Origin of the sequence: Barnesiella sp. B2-R-119, assembly GCF_023656675.1 — a bacterium.
Taxonomy (GTDB): Bacteria; Bacteroidota; Bacteroidia; order Bacteroidales; family Barnesiellaceae; genus Barnesiella; species Barnesiella intestinihominis.
Window position 1 is genome coordinate 91429 of the sequence record NZ_JAMOKL010000003.1, and the last position, 19136, is coordinate 110564.

Genomic DNA, 19136 nt, shown 5'->3' on the forward strand with positions numbered 1-19136 from the left:
ACAAAAATAGTTTGTCGCGCAATGAATACATTCAAAAAAAAACTCCTATTACAACGAATCGAGAGTTTTAAGAGCTTCGAGAATCTCTGTATTACCCGGATCCAATTCCAGCATCTTGTTCCAATAATCTTTTGTAGCCGCGATAGCCTCGTTTTTCTTGGCCGGATTGGTGGTTTGCAGATAATTATAATATCCCAAATATTTATAAGCCTCGATATAAACACGTTTTGTAGCAGCTTTCTCCTTATTGGAAGGATCTTGATCCAAAACAGTCAAAGTCTCTTCATACAAAGGTTTAGCCAACCCTTCTTTCAATTCAGGGTCACGCACTGCGGCCGCACGAGAGCGCCACAAATATCCCCGATAATCCGTCGGAGAACGCTCTACCACAACTTGGAACATAGTATCTGCTTTCAACAAATACATATTCATCAACTCCACGCTATCTTGTGCAGCTTGGCCTGCACTATAACAAATTTGACCGAGCAAATAATAGTCCATGACACATTGATTATTCACCGTATCGGCATTCATATACTTCTCATAAGTATCGATTGCCTTTACATAATCTTTATTACGCTCATAGGTATCGCTCAAAACTTTAAGAATATCCGTACGGGTATTATCCAGTTCATAAGCTTTTTCATATTGAGCAACGGCTTCTCCATACTTCTTTTGTTTAGATAAAATATCGCCATACGTCATATAATCGCGCGCCGTAAACACATTGTCACCCGGATTCATTCCCAAGAATTCGATTGCAGCCTGTTCTGCGGCCTCAAAATTCCCCAATTCATAATTATCGTACATAACGATACGACGAATAACAAAGTTTTGAGGATCAAGAGATAAAATATCTTTTGCAAGTTCCAATGACTCATCAAAGCGTTTGCCATAGAACAACAGAGTAGCCAACCGGGGACGGTCTGTTTGGAAATGGTTGGGGTTCTGCATATACTTCTCATAAGCCTCGGCAGCCTTTGTATATTGAGAATTCTTATAATACGCTTCGGCCATCTCACGTTGTGCAATAGCAGAATTAGGAGCGATAGTTTGCAACTCTTCCAACTTTTGAATGGCCAATGTCGGATTTATATCGAAATAAATATGCGAGTATTTCACATACGCTTCGATACAATTAGGGTCGAAATAAATCGCATTTTCATACCGTCCACAAGCATCACCATACTGCTGTTGGTTTACCAAGACATCGCCCTCAAACATAAAATAATCGGGAAACTTCTTGTCTGCTTTATAAGACTTCTTCATATACTCCTCATAACCCGGAGTCCCGGTCTCATAATATGCTTTGGCAATTGCCAAATTAAGACCGGCATCTTTCTTATTTTTTCCTTTAAGTGCTTCTTTGAAATATTTTTCAGCCACTTTTTCAGCTTGTTCCTTGTCTGCACTTCCATTCAATGCGAGCTTACCTTGACCGACGAGATTATAAGCGAACAAAGGATCGGCTTCAAGACCTTTCTTATAGTACTCTGCGGCAGCCGTATAGTCCTTATTGATAAACGCTATCTCTCCCAAATAATAATAAGATTCTGCTTTATTCGTTCCTGCATCATTAAGGGTACGTTCAAGCAAAATTTTTGCCCGATCGGGTTGACCCGCTTTAAAATACTCTATTCCATCAGTATAGCTGGCAGCAAAAGCAGTGAAACTGCCGGCAGCAAGAAACAGTAAAAAAAATAATTTAAGACTTGATTTCATTGATATATTTTTAAATTAATAATTTTCTTACTTAAAAAGCATCGGTAATGCTTACATCTCTTTTTAACGCAATATTAGTTTGCCACGGTACAATACCGGTCTTAAAAATTATTAACTGCCCTCTTTGAGAAGATACAAACTTAATAAAGCCGGTAGGCAATCCGTTCCGAGGATCCGTTGTAATCATGTAAATAGGCCGGGTCAACGGATAATCTCCCGACGCTATATAATATTGATAGGGTTTATAGGGGTTAAATCCCGGCGCTTTACGCACAGCCATTACTTTTACGACATCGGTAAACGAAGTATTGGTCGAGTCTGCTTTATTCCCAATCCAGCTTGCTCCTATTACCCCTATCGCATTAGGTGTTTGAGCCACATAATCGATCACAGCCTGATTGGATTTTTGGGCAAACAAACCTTTATACAGAGGTTTTCCCTCGCAAAGAGAATCTATGGCATAACGCATAGAACTGGAACCTTGATTGTCGAATACAAAATGAAGGTCTCCCAACGTAGATCCCGGATAAATCTGGTTCCATTTCGTGACCTCTCCTGTTACGATCTTTCGCAAATCATCTACCGAAATTACATCATTCTTGTTAGATTTATTCACAATAAAAGCAATGCCGTCTAAGGCGATTTGCACGGTGCGCACCTTTAACCGGCGGGATTTAAAAGAATCTTCTTCTTTCGGGGATAACGGACGGGTAGCAATAGCCAACCGCACACTATCTTGCAAAAGCATATTCAATGCTTCCGATTCACTTACATAATAAGGAATAATCGAAGCCTTCGGGTAAGCGGCTTCAAAGACCATAATTTCTTGCTCCATAATCGGCTCGAAACTTTCGTCACAGCTGATATCTATCACACCCGACGTGATGGTCTCCTTAACCTTTTGTCCTTTTTTTTCTTCATTCTGACAAGATGAACATGAAGACAAAGCAGACGCGGCTACAAAAATTGCGACTGGAAGTAATATTAGCTTATTCATAATTCGTTTTATTTCATTCCAACAAACAATCTATATCCTCTGAATACTCCATATACGGCAAATACACCGCCCATAATATAGCGTACTATATCGTATAAATTGGAAAACAATGAAGTAAATAACAGCAAATAGGCCATACCTAAATAAATAGCTATCATAATCATGCCGAAAACGACATTCATGCCCAAGCGGTTCTTCTTTTCCGTATCATCGTTGTAATGGCCGTACTTCTCTTCCATAATCGAACTTTTTAAAATACCCGCAACCTAAAATCTATGATAATAGGCTGCGAGTACTATATTTCACGAATCTCTTCTTAAACAAACAAGAGATTACAAAAGTTTAAATACAACAGGCAGTGTAAAATAAACTGGCACATTATTACCGTTTTGTTTACCAGGGATCCACTTAGGCATGCTCTTCACTACCCGAATAGCCTCCTTATCACAAGTAGGATCCAAACTACGCAAAACCGTAACATTATCAATCGTTCCTGTCTTCGAAACGACGAAACGCAAAATAACACGACCCTGAATACCGTTTTCCTGAGCTATAACCGGATATTTGAGGTTATCACGAATAAACTTCATCAACTCGGTCTCCCCACCCGGGAAAGTAGGCATCTGTTCTACTGCCTCGTAGGGCTTTTCTTCCTCTACCACCTCCGGTTCAGCTATCACTTCACGGAAATCAGCGATATCCTGTCCGTGTTCTTCGTCATTACCTTTCACATCGGCAATAGAAATATTCACTTTGGATTGTGTCAATTCATCTTGCGATTTCAATTCTTCTTCATCAGACACTTCCTCGTCTTTCTTAATGACAGGTGCAGTAAACTTAATGGAGCTCTTCAACGGAGGGGGTGGAGGAGTTTCAACCAACGGTTGAACTTCTTGTTTCTCTACCTCGGCCTCTGGCAATTGTGTCATCTCCACAACTACTGTTGTCTCTTCTTCAACTTCTCCGAACTTAAATGACTCGACAATATAGGGAAGTACGAAAGCAAATGCAACCACACAGATTACACCAATAGTAGCCCATGTATATCGCTTCGGCGAGTTAACCCGTAAGAGATACCCTCCAAATGCTTTGTTTTTTCCCTCAAAAACTAAATCGCACCATTCTTTCGAAGTTAAATCTACGTTCTTTGACATTTCTCTTCTTTTTTAATGTGTACTATTAGTTCTTTTTACTGGTGTCTATCTGATCGGAAAGAGCACCCTTCTTCTCATAATTCTCCATCAGGAACAAATCGCCTTCTGTGATGTCAACGATAGCATACTTACCGATACTGCAAATGATCATCTCATCAAGAGCATCGATCAAATTGCGGTAAGTCGCGCCGTTCTTTCCTTCTTCATCGGGCAATTTCGCTTTAATCATGACCACCGGAGCGCCTTTGGCTTTTTTGGCATCTACGACCAACGAGTCAAAAACTTCTTCACTGATCTCCTTGCGTTTTTTACGTTCCTTCAAATCTTTCACCTTGGCAACAACTTCTTTGTTACGATCAAGGAGCAAGGCTCTGATACCATCAGCATTATAAGATGTCTCGATCAACGAAGTGTAATCTTCGTACTGGGGCTCACCCAAATAATAGAATACCCTGTCATTATCGCCCAAGAGGATTGTGATAGCCTCCGAAGCCTTCACCTTATTCTGCTCTTCTTCTGTTACCTTATCGTTGGTAGGCATACTGATTTCCATCGTCTGCGGTTTACTCAACGTAGTACAAAACATGAAGAAGGTTATCAAAAGCATGTTCATATCAACCATGGGGGTAAAGTCCACATGGATTTTCATTTTCTTCTGTTGACCTTTCTTTCCGCCTTTACCCGAGTCTTTTACTTCTACTTCTGCCATAATTTTTCTTTCCTTTCATGACTTGGTTATTGTTCTTCTTCTGCGGGTAAAGTCTTCAACGATGTAAGCAGATTGTAACGGTTTTCTTTGATATCCTGCAACGAAGACATCACGTTTTTGATTTTGTCATACGGTGTAGCCTGGTCGGCTTTGATGGCAATCTTCAAATCGCGATTTGCTTTTCGTGCAGCACGCACCCATTCTTTAAACTCGTTATTGGCGCTATCGCACGGGATACCATAATTTTTCAAAGTTTGATCCTGAATATCGGATTTCAAATCCAAGAATCCCGGCATTTGTTTGATAGGCACACCAAACGAATTTGCCAATCTGAACTTATTTATTTGCTCTGGAGTAAACGGTACTCCGTACATACTACTCATTGCGTTCAATACATTCACCCTATCCTCTTGTTTGTCGAGACTGATAAAGATTTTCCCGGACGGTTCAACCAATACCTGCAGAACATTAATTTCTGGGATTTTGATTTCAGATACCGAAGATGGGGTACTCACTTGCACAGGCTCTTTCTGAACGAAGGTCGATGTCAGCATGAAGAAAGTAAGCAGAAGCACGGTAACGTCACTCATCGCTGTCATGTCGATGAGCGTACTCTTCCTTTTTACTTTTACTTTAGCCATATAATGGTCCTTTCGATTTTATGCCGATTACTTGTGAGTAGCAGCGAACGTGTTAACAATACAGAAACCTACCTCATCGATAGCGTAGGTAACATTATCAATTTTGTTAGAGAAATAGTTATATGAAATAACAGCCAAAGCACCGGTTGCAATACCGAAAGCAGTGTTCACAAGTGCCTCCGAAATACCGGTCGACAAAGCCACAGAGTCAGGAGCACCGGCGGTAGCCAAAGCTTGGAACGATTTGATCATACCCAACACAGTACCAAGAAGTCCGACCAAAGTACCCAGCGTCGTCATAGTCGCTACGATAGGCAAATTCTGTTGCATGGAAGGCATTTCAAGAGCAGCGGCTTCTTCCAATTGTTTTTTGATAGCCTCGATTTTTTGTTCTTTCGACAAAGTATCGTCTTTTTCAACTTCGCTATATTTAATCAAAGCCGAAGAAACAACACTTGCAACGGTTCCACGTTGTTTGTCGCAAAGAGCCTGAGCACCGGCGATGTCGCCTTTTTCCAAAGCAGCTTTCACGGCAGCGATAAACTTATTGGTGTTTCCTTTTCCTTTTACGCTAAGCATAGCGATGAAACGTTCTACCGAAAGAACAATCACAGTCAATAACAAAGTTTGAAGAATAGGTACGATAAAACCTCCTTTATAAATTGTACCTAACAAGTTCAGAGGATGTCCTCCGGCAGGATCTCCACCTTCAAAGTTTTCAGGAGCACCAAGTACTTGGGTAAATACTACCAAAGCAACGATAAAACAGATGATAATTACAATAAACGCGTTTTTAATACCGCGCACTTTGTTTTTTTTAGCCTTTTTAGCTTCCATAATTAAATAAAATCTAAGTGTTTGTATTAGTTATTTTAAAATTAGTATCCAATCCTTTGTAACTTCCTATATCAGTATCTCCACTCATTGTGTTTCCACTCTTTATAAGAAACGTATCTATTTTCATAATATTATTATACACAAAGAAACAAGCATAAAAATTTAGCACTTTACATGCACCTTTCCTTACTCTTTCTCCGCATTTGTGCGCCAAATGTAGCACATTATTTCCATACAAAAAAAATAATTCGCTTTTTTTTACGAACGCAACACCCCGTCCAAACAGGCCTGACGGCCTACCCCTTTCACACGTTATAAAATATAAATTTCACTCATATCCTTTTATTTTATGCTATAATAGTAAAAGAGAAAGCCAATAGACTTTGCTCCTCAAACAGAAAAAACACACGAACTTTTAATTTTAAAATAACATTATTTAATCCATTTACAGGGATTCCAGCAGAACAAAAAAGATAAAATTCAATTAGTACGAGCTCTCAGAAAAAAAATGAGGCAAAGATTCTATCAACGAATCGAAAAGAATTGTAATTTTGCGACAAAATTCATTTTCTACAAATATCAATATGGATCATGTAGTCAAAATAAAGAAAGGACTTGATATTCAATTAGAAGGAATTCCAAGCCCTAAAACATCTAATACACCGGATAGTCAGCTATACGCCATTATTCCCGACGATTTTGTAGGTTTGACACCCAAAGTAATTGTTAAACCCGGAGAAAAAGTCTTAACCGGTTCTCCGGTCATACACGATAAAACGCACCCGAATATCGTCGTGACCTCGCCTGTCAGTGGTGAAATTGTAACAATAGAGCGAGGAGAAAGGCGAAAGGTCATAAAAATAACCATTAAGCCAGATGCCTCTCAACAAGCCTTAGAGTTCGGAAGGTTCGATCTCGAAAACATGGACAGCTCCGAAATCAAAGATTTATTGTTGAAATCGGGCATTTTCGCCTTTATAAAACAGCGGCCCTACGATATCGTAGCAAATCCCGATACCGCTCCTCGCGACATATTCGTTACGGCATTCGACTCCGCTCCTTTGGCCCCCGATTATGCCTTCATTCTCAAAGAAGAAAAGCAACACTTCGAAACCGGATTAAAAGCGTTAAATAAACTCACAAGCGGAAAAGTTTACGTAGGCATATCACAAAGACAACCCATAGACGTAAAAAATGCTACGTCTGTTATATTCGACGGACCGCATCCTGCTGGAAACGTAGGTATACAAATCAATCATATCGCTCCAATCGATAAAGGAGACACAGTATGGACGATGAGCGCTCTCGACGTACTTTTCATAGGAAGACTATTCGACAAAGGCATCGCCGACTTTTCTCGCATAGTCGCCGTTACAGGCTCAGAAATAGACGACCCGCACTATGTACGCACCCGTATAGGCGCATCCATCGCTTCCATCACACAAGGTATGGTAAAAGCGGTCGAATACGAACAACGCTATATCAGCGGAAATGTATTGACGGGGGTTAAAACCAATGCAGACGGTTACATCGGAGCGACCCATTCTCAAATAACGGTAATCCCCGAAGGAAACAATTACGACGAATTTTTAGGTTGGGCTTCTCTCAATCCCCATAAATATAGCACGAGTCACTCTTATTTTTCTTGGCTATTGGGGAAAAAGAAAAAATACACCATCGATGCCAGAATAAGGGGCGGAGAACGAGCCATTATCATGTCGGACGAATACGACCGGGTTTTCCCGATGGACATCTACCCGGAGTATCTTATCAAAGCCATTTTAGCATTCGATATCGACAAAATGGAAAACTTGGGTATCTACGAAGTCGCCCCGGAAGATTTCGCGCTTTGCGAATTTGTCGATACCTCGAAACTCGAATTACAAAAAATCGTGCGCGACGGTCTCGAAAGACTTATGAAGGAAATGAACTAATTCAGTAACAACATTAATACAAAACAACCTTGAAAGCTTTAAAGAATTATATAGACAAAATCAAGCCCCATTTTGAACCGGGAGGAAAATTGTCTATGTTCCAATCTGTGTTCGAAGGGTTTGAATCATTCCTTTTTGTTCCCAACACCACATCACGATCCGGTGTTCACATTCATGACAGTATAGACTCTAAACGAACGATGATTGTCGTTATCATCGCTTTATTGCCTGCAATGCTATTCGGCATGTACAACGTAGGCTATCAACATTACTTGTCGATAGGAGAATTGGCTAGCACCTCATTCTGGTCGATATTCCTCTTCGGCTTTTTGGCGGTTCTGCCCAAAATCGTCGTAGCCTACGTAGTTGGATTGGGAATAGAGTTTACCGCCGCCCAAATACGGCATCATGAGATACAAGAAGGATTCCTCGTTTCGGGCATGCTCATTCCCATGATCGTACCGGTAGATACACCCTTGTGGATGATCGCCGTTGCGACTGCCTTTGCCGTCATCTTCGCAAAAGAGGTATTCGGAGGCACGGGAATGAATATTTTCAACATAGCGTTGGTAACAAGGGCATTCCTCTTCTTCGCTTACCCATCAAAAATGTCCGGTGACGAAGTCTTTATCCGCACAAGCGATACATTCGGATTAGGAGCCGGTCAAATAGCAGAAGGATTTTCGGGGGCTACCCCTCTCGGACAAGCCGCTACCCATTCAGGAGGGCCACTCCAACTAACCGATATATTGGGAAATCCCCTTTCCTTGAATGACATGTTCCTCGGATTTATACCCGGTTCCATAGGAGAGACTTCGACATTAGCCATACTCATCGGTGGAGCCATACTGCTAATTACCGGGATAGCCAGTTGGAGAGTCATGCTCTCTGTTTTTGCAGGAGGCATTTTCATGAGCTACATTTGTAACTGGTTCGCCAACCCCGACATTTATCCGGCAGCACAGCTTTCGCCGGCCTGTCAAATATGTTTGGGAGGATTTGCATTCGCCGCCGTATTCATGGCTACCGACCCCGTAACCGGGTCAAGGACTAATACAGGGAAATATATATTCGGATTTTTAGTCGGCGTATTAGCGATTTTAATCCGGGTATTCAATACCGGATACCCCGAAGGCGCCATGCTGGCAGTCCTGCTCATGAACGCTTTTGCTCCTCTCATAGATTACTTCGTAGTCGAAGCCAACATTCGCCACAGACTCAAACGAGCAAAAAACTTGACAAAATAAAAACAGCTATGAATAAACAAGGTAATACATACACAATTATTTATACCTCGGTCATGGTTATTGCCGTAGCTTTTATTTTGGCCTTTGCAGCGATAGGACTAAAACCTGCACAGGAACGAAACATCGCTATTGACAAGATGAGCCAAATACTCAACTCCGTAAACATCGCATCGACTCCCGAGAACGCTCAGGAGTTATACGGAAAATATATCGACGATTCTTTTATAATCAATTCGAAAGGCGAATTGGCAAAAGGGGAATCTTTCTCGATAAACATTGCAGATCAACTGAAACTGCCTGAAAACCGACAAACCTTGCCCGTATTCATCTACACCGACAATAACAAGTCTCCCAAATACATTATCCCTCTTTCCGGTAGCGGGCTATGGGGACCCATTTGGGGATACATATCGGTAGAAAACGATGGCAATACGGTTTATGGTGCTTATTTCGCTCATCAAGGCGAAACCCCGGGTCTCGGAGCCGAAATAGAAAAACCTCAGTTTCAAGAACAGTTTCAAGGGAAACACTTTTTCATAGACGGCAATTTTACCTCCATCGCTGTTGAAAAAGCAGGACAAAAGCCCCAAAACGGAGCCGACTATGTCGATGCTGTTTCAGGAGGGACAATCACAAGTAAAGGAGTACAAACCATGCTTCAAAAATGTGTAAAGCCTTATGCCAAATTTTTAGAATCGCTTAATTCAAAGAATATATAACCATGTTGTCAAAAAAGAACAAAGAGATTCTCTTAGGCCCCCTTTCCAAGAATAACCCGGTTATCGTACAAATATTAGGTATTTGCTCGGCATTAGCCGTCACGGCTAAACTCGAACCGGCTCTTGTTATGGCAGTATCGGTTACCGCCGTGGTCGCATTTGCCAATGTCATCATCTCGTTACTGCGAAACACGATACCCAATAGTATCCGCATCATCGTTCAATTAGTCGTCGTCGCCGCACTGGTAATTATCGTAGACCAAATTCTCAAAGCCTATATGTACCAAGTGAGCAAACAGCTCTCGGTGTTCGTGGGACTTATCATTACCAACTGCATCCTCATGGGTCGTCTCGAAGCCTTCGCTCTGAGCCATAAACCGTGGGAGTCGTTCTTAGACGGTATAGGAAATGGAATAGGATACGGAATCATATTAGTCATAGTCGCCTTTTTCAGAGAACTGTTAGGTTCGGGTACGCTATTCGGATATCCGGTCATACCCCAACAATTATACGACTGGGGCTATCAGAACAACGGTTTAATGATACTTCCGCCTATGGCCCTTATTACCGTAGCTTGTATCATTTGGGTACACCGTTCTCGAAATAAAGATTTGCAACAATAAGAAACAGAGATAAGATAACTATATATGGAAAATTTAAATCTGTTCGTCAAGTCTATTTTTATAGACAATATGATATTTGCCTACTTCCTCGGTATGTGTTCCTATTTGGCCGTATCGAAGAATGTAAAAACAGCCTTTGGACTGGGTATCGCCGTGACCTTTGTACTAGCGATTACTTTGCCGGTCAATTATCTGTTAGAGACCTATGTTTTGAAAGCAGGCGCTTTGAAATGGTTGGGAGCCGAATACGCTCAACTCGATTTGAGCTTCCTGAGCCTAATCATGTTTATCGCTATTATTGCCTCGATGGTACAATTGGTCGAAATGTTCGTAGAAAAATATTCACCCTCCCTATACGCCTCCTTAGGAATATTCCTGCCGCTGATTGCTGTAAACTGCGCCATATTGGGAGGCTCGCTATTCATGCAACAACGCAACTTCCCCTCTGTTACGAGCGCGACCGTTTACGGGATAGGTTCTGGAATAGGCTGGATGCTCGCCATCGTATGCTTAGCGGCCATTCGAGAAAAATTAAGTTATTCAAACATACCGGCTCCATTGCGAGGTATAGGTATCACATTTATCATTACAGGACTAATGGGTATCGCCTTCATGAGCTTTTTAGGAATTAAACTTTAAAACGATGTTATTAGAAATAAGTTCAATGACAAGTACTATCATATCGAGTATCGTTTTATTCTTGGGTGTATCGATACTTTTAGTCGTGATACTGCTCGTTGCAAAAAAATATCTCGTCCCGTCGGGGAAAGCGACAATCACCATCAATAACGACAAGCAAATCGAAGTCGAAACAGGGAGCAGTTTACTAAGTACGCTATCTAACGAAAAAATATTCCTGCCGTCGGCCTGCGGAGGCGGAGGCTCATGTGCCCAATGCCGTTGTCAGGTATTGGAAGGCGGGGGAGAAATTTTACCGACAGAACAAGTACACTTCTCCCGGAAACAACAACAGAACCATTGGCGGCTGGGCTGTCAGGTAAAAGTAAAAAACGACATGAAAATAATCGTTCCCGAATCGGTATTAGGTGTAAAAGAATGGGAATGTGAAGTGATTTCAAATAAAAACGTAGCGACTTTCATCAAGGAATTTATCGTTGCCCTGCCACCCGGAGAACACATGAATTTTATTCCGGGTTCTTATGCTCAAATCAAAATTCCCGCCTACACGATGGACTACGACAAAGATATCGATAAAAGCCTCATCGGAGATGAATACTTGCCTTCATGGGAAAAATTCGGGTTATTCGGATTGAAATGTAAAAACACGGAACCTACGATTCGCGCCTATTCTATGGCAAACTATCCGGCAGAAGGAGATCGAATCATGTTGACGGTGCGTATCGCCACGCCACCGTTCAAACCGAAACCGCAGGTGGGCTTCCAAGATGTGATGCCCGGTATCGCCTCGTCATATATCTTTACGCTGAAACCGGGCGACAAAGTTATCATGAGCGGTCCCTACGGAGATTTCCACCCCATATTCGACTCCAAAAACGAAATGATGTGGATAGGCGGAGGTGCAGGTATGGCTCCATTGCGGTCACAAATCATGCACATGACCAAGACGCTTCATACGACCGACCGGAAGATGTCTTATTTCTATGGAGCCCGAGCATTAAACGAAGTATTCTACCTACAAGATTTCTTGGATCTGGAAAAAGAGTTCCCCAACTTCTCTTTCCATTTGGCGCTCGACCGTCCCGATCCCGCAGCCGATGCGGCAGGAGTTAAATACACGCCGGGATTCGTTCATCAAGTTATATACAATACCTATCTGAAAGACCATGAGGCCCCGGAAGATATAGAATATTACATGTGTGGCCCGGGTCCGATGTCCAAAGCCGTAGAAAAAATGCTATGGGATTTGGGTGTACCGGAAGAAAATCTGATGTACGACAACTTCGGAGGGTAATAAATCCCCCGACAGATATTAAAAAGCAGGCAGGAAAATCAATCGATTTTCCTGCCTATTTTTTATCGTATAATCACCAGATAGACACATAAACGACCGACTCCCACCTTCTGCGCGGCTGGCATGAAAAACGAAGTCGGTAACAAAAAGGGAATTTACCCCCTACACCCCGATCAATCAAAATGTCATGGAAGCATACACCCCGAAAGAATTCCCATCGGTAAGAGGCGATATAACCAACCTATGATTTTGAGCGAACGGACGAGTATAAATATATGCACAACCGGCTCCTATAACAGCTCCCACCGCCACATCCCACCAATCGTGCTTCCGTCCATACACACGACTCCAACCCACATACGAAGCTAACACATAGGCGGGAGCACCCCATTTCCAACCATATCTGCGTTGAACAAAAGCAGCATTGGCAAACAGAAGAGAAGTATGGGCCGAAGGAAAAGAATATCGATTGCTATGATCGGGACGATCCTTCTTTACCGTAAATTTCAGCAAATAAGAAACACCGAGTGTCGTCACACCCGTAAAAAGCCCCTGCTTGGCCCCGGTCCAGTCCTTCATAGCCAAAACAGTGGCAACCGTAGCCACGGGCATAGCAGCCAACAATACATCGCCCGACACCTTAACAGCTTTTCGTTCCCGACTCAAACCCTCTGCCCCGGCAGGAAACACAAATAAAAGGAGCGAACATATATACACGACAATTCGACGAAACATACTCAATGAAAGAGAGATAATATCTTAGGAACAAAAATCAACAAACCTACAATCACCGACATGACAGCCAATATCAACACGGCCCCCGCCGCCAAGTCCTTCGTATGCTTGATAGCTTCGTCGTACTCGGGCGACACTTTATCGCATAATGCCTCGATAGCCGAATTGACACCCTCGGCTGCCAGCACGGCTCCGATACATAAAATTACAGCGATCCACTCGAAAGTCGAGAGCCCCAATAGCCCCCCGGCTACAATCACACACACGGTCACCGCACAGTGTATCCATGCATTATGTTCCCTGCTGACAAGCCGAACTACGCCCCGCCCCGCATACTTGAAACTATAAATCCTATCCTTGATACTGAATCTTTTATTTTCCATCGAATCACACCGTTACATGTACAGACTATTGTCATACCTGAATACAAAGATAAAACAGATTTATGAATTTAAGATCCGTTTCAATAAAATCGGGAAACAACCTATATAAACTATTGTGCCCCGATTTGACAACCGGGGCACAAACATATAATTGAAAAAAATCAATTATTTCTTACGATTACCATAACGGCTCATGAACTTATCTACACGACCGGCCGTATCCACCAATTTCTGTTTACCGGTGAAGAACGGGTGTGAAGAACTGGTAATTTCAAGTTTTACCAAAGGATAAGTAACACCATCAATTTCGATAGTCTCTTTGGCTGCTACGGTTGAACGAGTGATAAAGATTTCTTCGTTCGACATGTCTTTGAAAACTACGGGACGGTAGTTATCAGGATGGATTCCTTTTTTCATTGTTATATCGTCTTTTTAATTATTATCAAATGTTCACGTTGGTAGCGTGATTTTTCGTAATGGCTTGCAAATGTAGGGATAACTTTTCATTTAGAAAAATATTTATTCCACTTTTTCATAAAAAAGCCGGCCGGCGACAAAGATGCGCCGACCGAATTATGTTTTAATTCTGTAATCTGCCGATTATTCGAACTCGATCAACGGTTCGTTAGTACCCACTACATCGTTTTCTTTTACCAGAATACGTTTCACGGTTCCTTCAAGGGTGGAGAGTATATCGTTCTCCATCTTCATGGCCTCGTACACCAGCACGACATCGTCTTTTTTCACTTTGTCTCCAACCTTCACTTTTATCTCGACAACCTTCCCTCCCATAGGAGCATCGATAGTCGGGCCCGTTATAGGTTCTACGGGAGCTGCTTCCTCTGCGGCTTCTTTCACTTCCTCGACAGCCGGTTTCTTAGCCTCATACTCAGCTGCCCGCACACCCTTCAAATAAGTGGTAGCAACGTTTGGGAAAAGTTCGAGCAGCAAATACTCCTGTTCGTTTTCGGCCAATTTCACATTGCCATACTCCGGCAACACAGGATTTTCGGGAGCCTTGTAAGAGTTCGTATCATACGGAGTCTCAATCGGACTACCGGTAATCTTTTCACGGAATTTAGGATCGACAGGGATCGGAGTTTTGCCATATTCTCCCTTCACCAAAGCCTTGAACTGGTTGGAAACCGTCGTATATTCCGGATTCCCTTTCAATTTATCCAAAGCACAGCTTACGGCTTGGCTTCCTACAATCTGGCTGGTAGGCGTAACCAAAGGAACCAATCCTGCATCAGAACGAACCTTCGGAATCAATCGCATGGCATCATCGAGCACATGCTCGGCTTTAAGCTGCTTCAACTGAGCCACCATATTGGAATACATACCGCCGGGAACCTCCGCAGCCTTCACCAACTCATTCGGTTTCGGGAATCCGAAATAATCTTCGATGGCATGACAAGCATCCAGCAAAGCGGCTTCGTTATTCTGACGCGCGGCTTCGATAGCCGTATCGAACAACTTGTCGATATGATCGGGTAATTTATCGATCAACGGATCGAACGCAATGGGGAACGAGTCTTTCTTCAAGTCGTATGCAGCCAGCTCGCGACGAATACCGAGCAACTCGGCACGTATTTTACTTACGGCTGCCATATTGACTTCCATCTCTACGCCCAATTTATTACAGAAAATATAGAGCAATTCTATGGCCGGAGCCGCCGAACCTCCGCCAAAATACCAAATATTAGTATCCAAAATATCCACACCGTGTATAACAGCCATCAACGACGATGCGAGACCATACCCCGGTGTACAATGGGTATGAAAATCGACCGGCACTTTCAAAGCCTGTTTCAATTTAGGCATCAAAGAAGCGATTCGAGAAGGATTCACCAATCCGGCCATATCTTTGAGAGTAACCATCTTTGCACCCAACTTTTCAAAACCGAGTGCTTTTTCCACAAAATATTCATCGGTAAAGATAGGTTTCGGCAATTTTTTACCGAACAACGCCTTTACTCGATCCATAAACGTTATGGTATAATGCGGATCTACCGTGTAACATACGGCTCCATCGGAAATCGCCCCGACAGCATTTATCTTTTCCACAGAAGATTTTACATTGTTCAAATCGTTGAGTGCATCGAATATACGCATGATACCCAACCCGTTTGCCACGGCCTCGCGATAAAATCCGTCGAGAACCGTATCGGGATAAGGCGCATACCCGAACAAATTACGGCCACGAGAAAGTGCCGTTAAATAAGATGCTCCCCCAATAGCTTCACTGATTGTTTTAAGACGAGTCCACGGACTCTCGTTCAAATAACGCATCACCGAATCGGGCACAGCACCACCCCAAACTTCCATCGCAAAGAAACCGGCATCCTTGTAATAAGGTAAAACGCGGTTTATCTGTTCTTGGGTAAGACGAGTCGCAAACAAAGACTGTTGCCCGTCACGAAGAGTAAGATCTCGGATTTTCAATTTTCTTGACATAGCCATTTGATTTTATAGGTGTTACATCTATTCACATTACACGAATTTAAGAATACAAAAATAATATTCTTTAACTTATTATCAAAGGAAAAAGCGTACTTTTGTATCACAAATAAAAATCTTTACGCCATTCAGATATGTTTAATTTCTTTAAAAAGAAAAACAATACTCCCAAACTACCCTATACGACAGAGGTTCACTGCCATGTATTACCGGGTATCGACGACGGGTCTCCCGATGTAGAACACTCCCTCGCCCTCATTCATCAAATGAAAGAATGGGGACTTGAACGAATCATAGCTACGCCTCATGTGACCGAGGCTTCATTCGAAAACACTCCACAAACCATCGGGTCGGCATACTCCCGGCTTTGCCAAGAGACCAATTTGGACGAACTGGGAATTAAACTCTGCTACTCCGCAGAATACCGAATGGACGATAACTTTTTGGGCATACTGCAAAGAGAAGAAATCATACCCATGCCGGGCAACCATATCCTTATCGAAAACTCTTTTCTACAACCGTTCTGGAACATCAAAAGTCTCGTCTTCGATTTGCAGATTAAAGGACTTTCCCCCATTTTAGCCCACCCCGAACGATATGCTTATTATTACGATGACAAAAAAATCTACAAAGAGCTACATGAACAAGGGTGTGAATTTCAAGTCAATCTACTTTCCCTCGCAGGGTATTACAACAAAAGAGCGAAAGAGGTCGCCGAATGGCTGATTTCCAAACAGATGGTAGACTACCTGGGAAGCGATTTGCACAACAGTTCCCATGTCCTGCACATCAACAAATATTTATCCGGGAAAGAATATCCCAAGCACATGAGAAATATCCACATAAAAAACAACCACTTGTAAAATAAACGTAAAAGAAAAAGGCAAGGTTAATGATAATACAGCAAAAATGCAGTCCACTAATCAGTTAGGTGTTTAGCTCATAATACTGCATAAGCTGAAAAAGGAGGTTCGATAAAAGTTGCGAAAGACTTCAGTTCCCATATCGTTACTGATATAATAGGAACAAGAAACGGTACAACAGGTTATATTTCAGTAATTTGCACAATTTTTCATACTTGGAGACAACTCGCTTGATATTAACTTTGTAACAATCAAAAAAGTATGAAAACGAGTATGAGCAGATCGACTTTCAAAATCCTCTTCTACGTGAAGAAGGGCAGCGAGAGAGCCAACGGCTATCTCCCCCTGATGTGCCGTCTTACGGTGGACGGCGAAATCAAGCAGTTCAGCTGCAAGCTGGACGTACCCCCGAAACTTTGGGACGTGAAAACGGCACGTGCCACCGGCAAGAGCGTCGAGGCACAGAAAATCAATGCGGCGGTTGACCGGATACGTGTGGACGTGAACCGTCGTTACCAGGAACTGATGCAGTCCGACGGCTATGTCACTGCTGCCAGGCTGAGGGATGTCTACCTCGGACTGGGCGTGAAACGGGAGACTTTGCTGAAACTCTTCGAACAGCACAACGAGGAGTTCATCAAGAAAGTGGGACACAGCCGCGTACAGGGGACATACAACCGCTACCGTACCATATACAAGCACCTGTGCGAGTTCGTCCCGAAAGTGTACCGACGTGACGACATCCCCCTGAAGGAACTCAACCTGACCTTCATCAACAACTTCGAGTATTTTCTGCGTACGGAGAAGAAATGCCGCACCAATACCGTATGGGGTTACATGATCGGGCTCAAGCACATCATCTCCATCGCCCGCAACAGCGGTGCACTTCCCTTCAATCCCTTCGCCGGGTACATCAACTCCTTCGAGAGCGTTGACCGGGGCTACCTGACGGAGCGTGAGATACAGACGCTGATGGAGGTCCCGGTGAAAAGCGGGACCTGCGAACTGGTACGTGACCTCTTCATCTTCTCGGTGTTTACCGGACTGGCATACGCAGACGTGAAGGCGCTGACGACCGACCGGCTCCAGACCTTCTTCGACGGCAACCTCTGGATCATCACCCGCCGGCGGAAGACGAACACCGAGTCCAACATCCGCCTGCTGGACGTTCCCAGGCGCATCATAGAGAAGTACAAGGGGCTGTCCAAGGACGATCATGTATTTCCGGTACCGAGCAGCAGATGCAACGTCATATTGAAGGAACTTGGTAGGCAGTGCGGTTTCAAGATACGGCTGACCTACCATGTTGCCCGGCATACGAACGCCACCACCGTGCTGCTCTCGCACGGTGTGCCCATCGAGACCGTAAGCCGTCTTTTGGGTCATACGGATTTGAAAACCACCCAGATATATGCCCGGATAACCAACCAGAAGATCAGCAGCGACATGGAAGTCCTGTCCCATAAGCTGGAAAAGATGGAGAAGGAGATATGCGATGCCATCTGAGGGAAGGCATTTACGGGACGAGTGATTTTTCCCCTTCTTCATCAAAGTTCCGCCGTCCCCGCGGATCTGCGCGTTTTCCCTCCGGTTTCCGGCAGAAAATTTCCGTACGGTGAAATTTTCTGCCGGAAAAACGCTCCGAATGCGCGGGTGACGGACGGGAAAATTGATTCAGAAGGCGAAAACTGCGACCGACGTAGTGCATGTGCGACAAGGAAAAAGGAAAAGAATTGTCCAGGAGCCCCTTTTCATGTCGGGATACGGCATGAAAAGGGGCTCCGGCTGTGGTGAAGGCTCTCCTGCTCCCTCTGCATTGCATGTACGGGTGGTTTTGCCCATATCCACGTCCGCCGGTATTGCTTCTTTTCCGACAGCCGACCATCCTGTCACTTCCCTGTAATCCTCCTCAAAATCAACACCGCCGTATAAACTGCATGAAAACCCGGGCACGCTTCCTGTTTCCAATCCCATATCCATTCCTTCCGCAACATCACGTATTGCCGTTCTCATTTCATATCCTTGAATATTTCTCCAAACATACCGAAGACAGAAAAGCTGCATGGAATCTAAATTCTCACCGGACAGACAATAGATAGAAGGAAGTAATCTGTCATCCTCATTTCTTGCGGCAAAAATAGTTGTTTTTCAGGCCGGTCCCGCAAGGCGGCCCTGCGGG

20 protein-coding genes are annotated in these 19136 nt (G+C 43.4%); 8 read left to right on the top strand and 12 right to left on the bottom strand.

The window, feature by feature from the left end:
* Positions 1 to 48 precede the first annotated feature (48 nt).
* The 7 genes from NBH06_RS06765 to NBH06_RS06795 form a co-directional block, all read right to left on the bottom strand.
* On the bottom strand, positions 49 to 1722 hold the full coding sequence (locus tag NBH06_RS06765; RefSeq protein ID WP_250793459.1) for a tetratricopeptide repeat protein: 1674 nt from the start codon (positions 1720 to 1722) through the stop codon (positions 49 to 51).
* 31 nt (positions 1723 to 1753) lie between these two features.
* Positions 1754 to 2719, bottom strand: a complete 966-nt coding sequence (locus tag NBH06_RS06770; protein WP_250793461.1) for a PstS family phosphate ABC transporter substrate-binding protein — start codon at positions 2717 to 2719, stop codon at positions 1754 to 1756.
* 8 nt (positions 2720 to 2727) lie between these two features.
* The gene (locus NBH06_RS06775; RefSeq protein ID WP_008862547.1) at positions 2728 to 2958 is read right to left on the bottom strand and encodes a hypothetical protein; all 231 of its coding nucleotides are present in this window, start codon (positions 2956 to 2958) and stop codon (positions 2728 to 2730) included.
* A gap of 93 nt (positions 2959 to 3051) precedes the next feature.
* Positions 3052 to 3873 carry an energy transducer TonB gene (locus tag NBH06_RS06780; protein WP_250793463.1) on the bottom strand — a complete coding sequence of 274 codons (822 nt, stop codon included), beginning with the start codon at positions 3871 to 3873 and terminating at the stop codon, positions 3052 to 3054.
* Positions 3874 to 3898: 25 nt separating this feature from the next.
* Positions 3899 to 4582 carry a biopolymer transporter ExbD gene (locus tag NBH06_RS06785; protein WP_250793465.1) on the bottom strand — a complete coding sequence of 228 codons (684 nt, stop codon included), beginning with the start codon at positions 4580 to 4582 and terminating at the stop codon, positions 3899 to 3901.
* Between the two features lie 26 nt (positions 4583 to 4608).
* Entirely contained in the window at positions 4609 to 5223 is a 615-nt protein-coding gene (locus tag NBH06_RS06790) for an ExbD/TolR family protein (protein WP_008862550.1), read from the bottom strand.
* 27 nt (positions 5224 to 5250) lie between these two features.
* Positions 5251 to 6060, bottom strand: coding sequence for a MotA/TolQ/ExbB proton channel family protein (locus tag NBH06_RS06795; RefSeq protein WP_008862551.1), 810 nt, complete (start codon positions 6058 to 6060; stop codon positions 5251 to 5253).
* A gap of 584 nt (positions 6061 to 6644) precedes the next feature.
* Between NBH06_RS06795 and NBH06_RS06800 the strand changes: the two genes are divergently transcribed.
* Genes NBH06_RS06800 through nqrF form a run of 6 tightly spaced genes read left to right on the top strand, consistent with a single transcriptional unit; the run spans position 6645 to position 12516 of the window.
* Positions 6645 to 7994 carry a Na(+)-translocating NADH-quinone reductase subunit A gene (locus NBH06_RS06800; RefSeq protein ID WP_250793467.1) on the top strand — a complete coding sequence of 450 codons (1350 nt, stop codon included), beginning with the start codon at positions 6645 to 6647 and terminating at the stop codon, positions 7992 to 7994.
* Positions 7995 to 8023: 29 nt separating this feature from the next.
* The gene (locus tag NBH06_RS06805) at positions 8024 to 9241 is read left to right on the top strand and encodes an NADH:ubiquinone reductase (Na(+)-transporting) subunit B (RefSeq protein ID WP_250793469.1); all 1218 of its coding nucleotides are present in this window, start codon (positions 8024 to 8026) and stop codon (positions 9239 to 9241) included.
* An 8-nt stretch (positions 9242 to 9249) separates the two neighbouring features.
* Entirely contained in the window at positions 9250 to 9960 is a 711-nt protein-coding gene (gene nqrC / locus NBH06_RS06810; protein ID WP_250793471.1) for an NADH:ubiquinone reductase (Na(+)-transporting) subunit C, read from the top strand.
* A 2-nt stretch (positions 9961 to 9962) separates the two neighbouring features.
* On the top strand, positions 9963 to 10583 hold the full coding sequence (locus NBH06_RS06815) for an NADH:ubiquinone reductase (Na(+)-transporting) subunit D (RefSeq protein WP_008862555.1): 621 nt from the start codon (positions 9963 to 9965) through the stop codon (positions 10581 to 10583).
* A gap of 24 nt (positions 10584 to 10607) precedes the next feature.
* Positions 10608 to 11222 (top strand): NADH:ubiquinone reductase (Na(+)-transporting) subunit E, encoded by a 615-nt coding sequence (gene nqrE / locus NBH06_RS06820; protein WP_008862556.1) that lies wholly within the window; start codon positions 10608 to 10610, stop codon positions 11220 to 11222.
* A gap of 25 nt (positions 11223 to 11247) precedes the next feature.
* Positions 11248 to 12516: an NADH:ubiquinone reductase (Na(+)-transporting) subunit F gene (nqrF, locus tag NBH06_RS06825; protein ID WP_250793473.1), complete on the top strand. Its 1269-nt coding sequence runs from the start codon at positions 11248 to 11250 to the stop codon at positions 12514 to 12516.
* A gap of 177 nt (positions 12517 to 12693) precedes the next feature.
* On the opposite strand, the gene NBH06_RS06830 is transcribed toward nqrF, so the two are convergent.
* From NBH06_RS06830 to NBH06_RS06845, 4 genes are all read right to left on the bottom strand, one after another.
* Entirely contained in the window at positions 12694 to 13251 is a 558-nt protein-coding gene (locus NBH06_RS06830; RefSeq protein WP_250793475.1) for a phosphatase PAP2 family protein, read from the bottom strand.
* Positions 13252 to 13253: 2 nt separating this feature from the next.
* On the bottom strand, positions 13254 to 13634 hold the full coding sequence (locus NBH06_RS06835; protein ID WP_195491766.1) for a diacylglycerol kinase family protein: 381 nt from the start codon (positions 13632 to 13634) through the stop codon (positions 13254 to 13256).
* 165 nt (positions 13635 to 13799) lie between these two features.
* On the bottom strand, positions 13800 to 14051 hold the full coding sequence (locus NBH06_RS06840) for a type B 50S ribosomal protein L31 (protein ID WP_008862566.1): 252 nt from the start codon (positions 14049 to 14051) through the stop codon (positions 13800 to 13802).
* Positions 14052 to 14234: 183 nt separating this feature from the next.
* Positions 14235 to 16091 (bottom strand): biotin/lipoyl-containing protein, encoded by a 1857-nt coding sequence (locus tag NBH06_RS06845; RefSeq protein ID WP_250793477.1) that lies wholly within the window; start codon positions 16089 to 16091, stop codon positions 14235 to 14237.
* Between the two features lie 137 nt (positions 16092 to 16228).
* On the opposite strand from NBH06_RS06845, the gene NBH06_RS06850 reads away from it, so the two are divergent.
* Positions 16229 to 16957 carry a tyrosine-protein phosphatase gene (locus NBH06_RS06850; RefSeq protein ID WP_046411331.1) on the top strand — a complete coding sequence of 243 codons (729 nt, stop codon included), beginning with the start codon at positions 16229 to 16231 and terminating at the stop codon, positions 16955 to 16957.
* A gap of 261 nt (positions 16958 to 17218) precedes the next feature.
* Complete coding sequence (locus NBH06_RS06855; protein WP_250793479.1) at positions 17219 to 18463, top strand: site-specific integrase; 1245 nt, start codon at positions 17219 to 17221, stop codon at positions 18461 to 18463.
* A gap of 168 nt (positions 18464 to 18631) precedes the next feature.
* Here the strand turns inward: NBH06_RS06855 and NBH06_RS13705 are convergent, their stop codons facing one another.
* Positions 18632 to 19021, bottom strand: a complete 390-nt coding sequence (locus NBH06_RS13705; protein WP_004330051.1) for a hypothetical protein — start codon at positions 19019 to 19021, stop codon at positions 18632 to 18634.
* Positions 19022 to 19136: the final 115 nt, after the last annotated feature.

What these genes read in the sequence shown, in the direction of transcription:
- NBH06_RS06780 (WP_250793463.1), bottom strand. Translation starts at nt 3,873, where the DNA reads ATGTCAAAGAACGTAGATTTAACTTCGAAAGAATGGTGCGATTTAGTT.
- NBH06_RS06835 (WP_195491766.1), bottom strand. Translation starts at nt 13,634, where the DNA reads ATGGAAAATAAAAGATTCAGTATCAAGGATAGGATTTATAGTTTCAAG.
- NBH06_RS06795 (WP_008862551.1), bottom strand. Translation starts at nt 6,060, where the DNA reads ATGGAAGCTAAAAAGGCTAAAAAAAACAAAGTGCGCGGTATTAAAAAC.
- nqrC (WP_250793471.1), top strand. Translation starts at nt 9,250, where the DNA reads ATGAATAAACAAGGTAATACATACACAATTATTTATACCTCGGTCATG.
- NBH06_RS06775 (WP_008862547.1), bottom strand. Translation starts at nt 2,958, where the DNA reads ATGGAAGAGAAGTACGGCCATTACAACGATGATACGGAAAAGAAGAAC.
- NBH06_RS06855 (WP_250793479.1), top strand. Translation starts at nt 17,219, where the DNA reads ATGAAAACGAGTATGAGCAGATCGACTTTCAAAATCCTCTTCTACGTG.
- NBH06_RS06800 (WP_250793467.1), top strand. Translation starts at nt 6,645, where the DNA reads ATGGATCATGTAGTCAAAATAAAGAAAGGACTTGATATTCAATTAGAA.
- NBH06_RS06785 (WP_250793465.1), bottom strand. Translation starts at nt 4,582, where the DNA reads ATGGCAGAAGTAGAAGTAAAAGACTCGGGTAAAGGCGGAAAGAAAGGT.
- NBH06_RS06790 (WP_008862550.1), bottom strand. Translation starts at nt 5,223, where the DNA reads ATGGCTAAAGTAAAAGTAAAAAGGAAGAGTACGCTCATCGACATGACA.
- NBH06_RS13705 (WP_004330051.1), bottom strand. Translation starts at nt 19,021, where the DNA reads ATGCAGCTTTTCTGTCTTCGGTATGTTTGGAGAAATATTCAAGGATAT.
- NBH06_RS06815 (WP_008862555.1), top strand. Translation starts at nt 9,963, where the DNA reads ATGTTGTCAAAAAAGAACAAAGAGATTCTCTTAGGCCCCCTTTCCAAG.
- NBH06_RS06840 (WP_008862566.1), bottom strand. Translation starts at nt 14,051, where the DNA reads ATGAAAAAAGGAATCCATCCTGATAACTACCGTCCCGTAGTTTTCAAA.
- NBH06_RS06850 (WP_046411331.1), top strand. Translation starts at nt 16,229, where the DNA reads ATGTTTAATTTCTTTAAAAAGAAAAACAATACTCCCAAACTACCCTAT.
- NBH06_RS06765 (WP_250793459.1), bottom strand. Translation starts at nt 1,722, where the DNA reads ATGAAATCAAGTCTTAAATTATTTTTTTTACTGTTTCTTGCTGCCGGC.
- nqrF (WP_250793473.1), top strand. Translation starts at nt 11,248, where the DNA reads ATGACAAGTACTATCATATCGAGTATCGTTTTATTCTTGGGTGTATCG.
- NBH06_RS06770 (WP_250793461.1), bottom strand. Translation starts at nt 2,719, where the DNA reads ATGAATAAGCTAATATTACTTCCAGTCGCAATTTTTGTAGCCGCGTCT.
- NBH06_RS06830 (WP_250793475.1), bottom strand. Translation starts at nt 13,251, where the DNA reads ATGTTTCGTCGAATTGTCGTGTATATATGTTCGCTCCTTTTATTTGTG.
- NBH06_RS06845 (WP_250793477.1), bottom strand. Translation starts at nt 16,091, where the DNA reads ATGTCAAGAAAATTGAAAATCCGAGATCTTACTCTTCGTGACGGGCAA.
- nqrE (WP_008862556.1), top strand. Translation starts at nt 10,608, where the DNA reads ATGGAAAATTTAAATCTGTTCGTCAAGTCTATTTTTATAGACAATATG.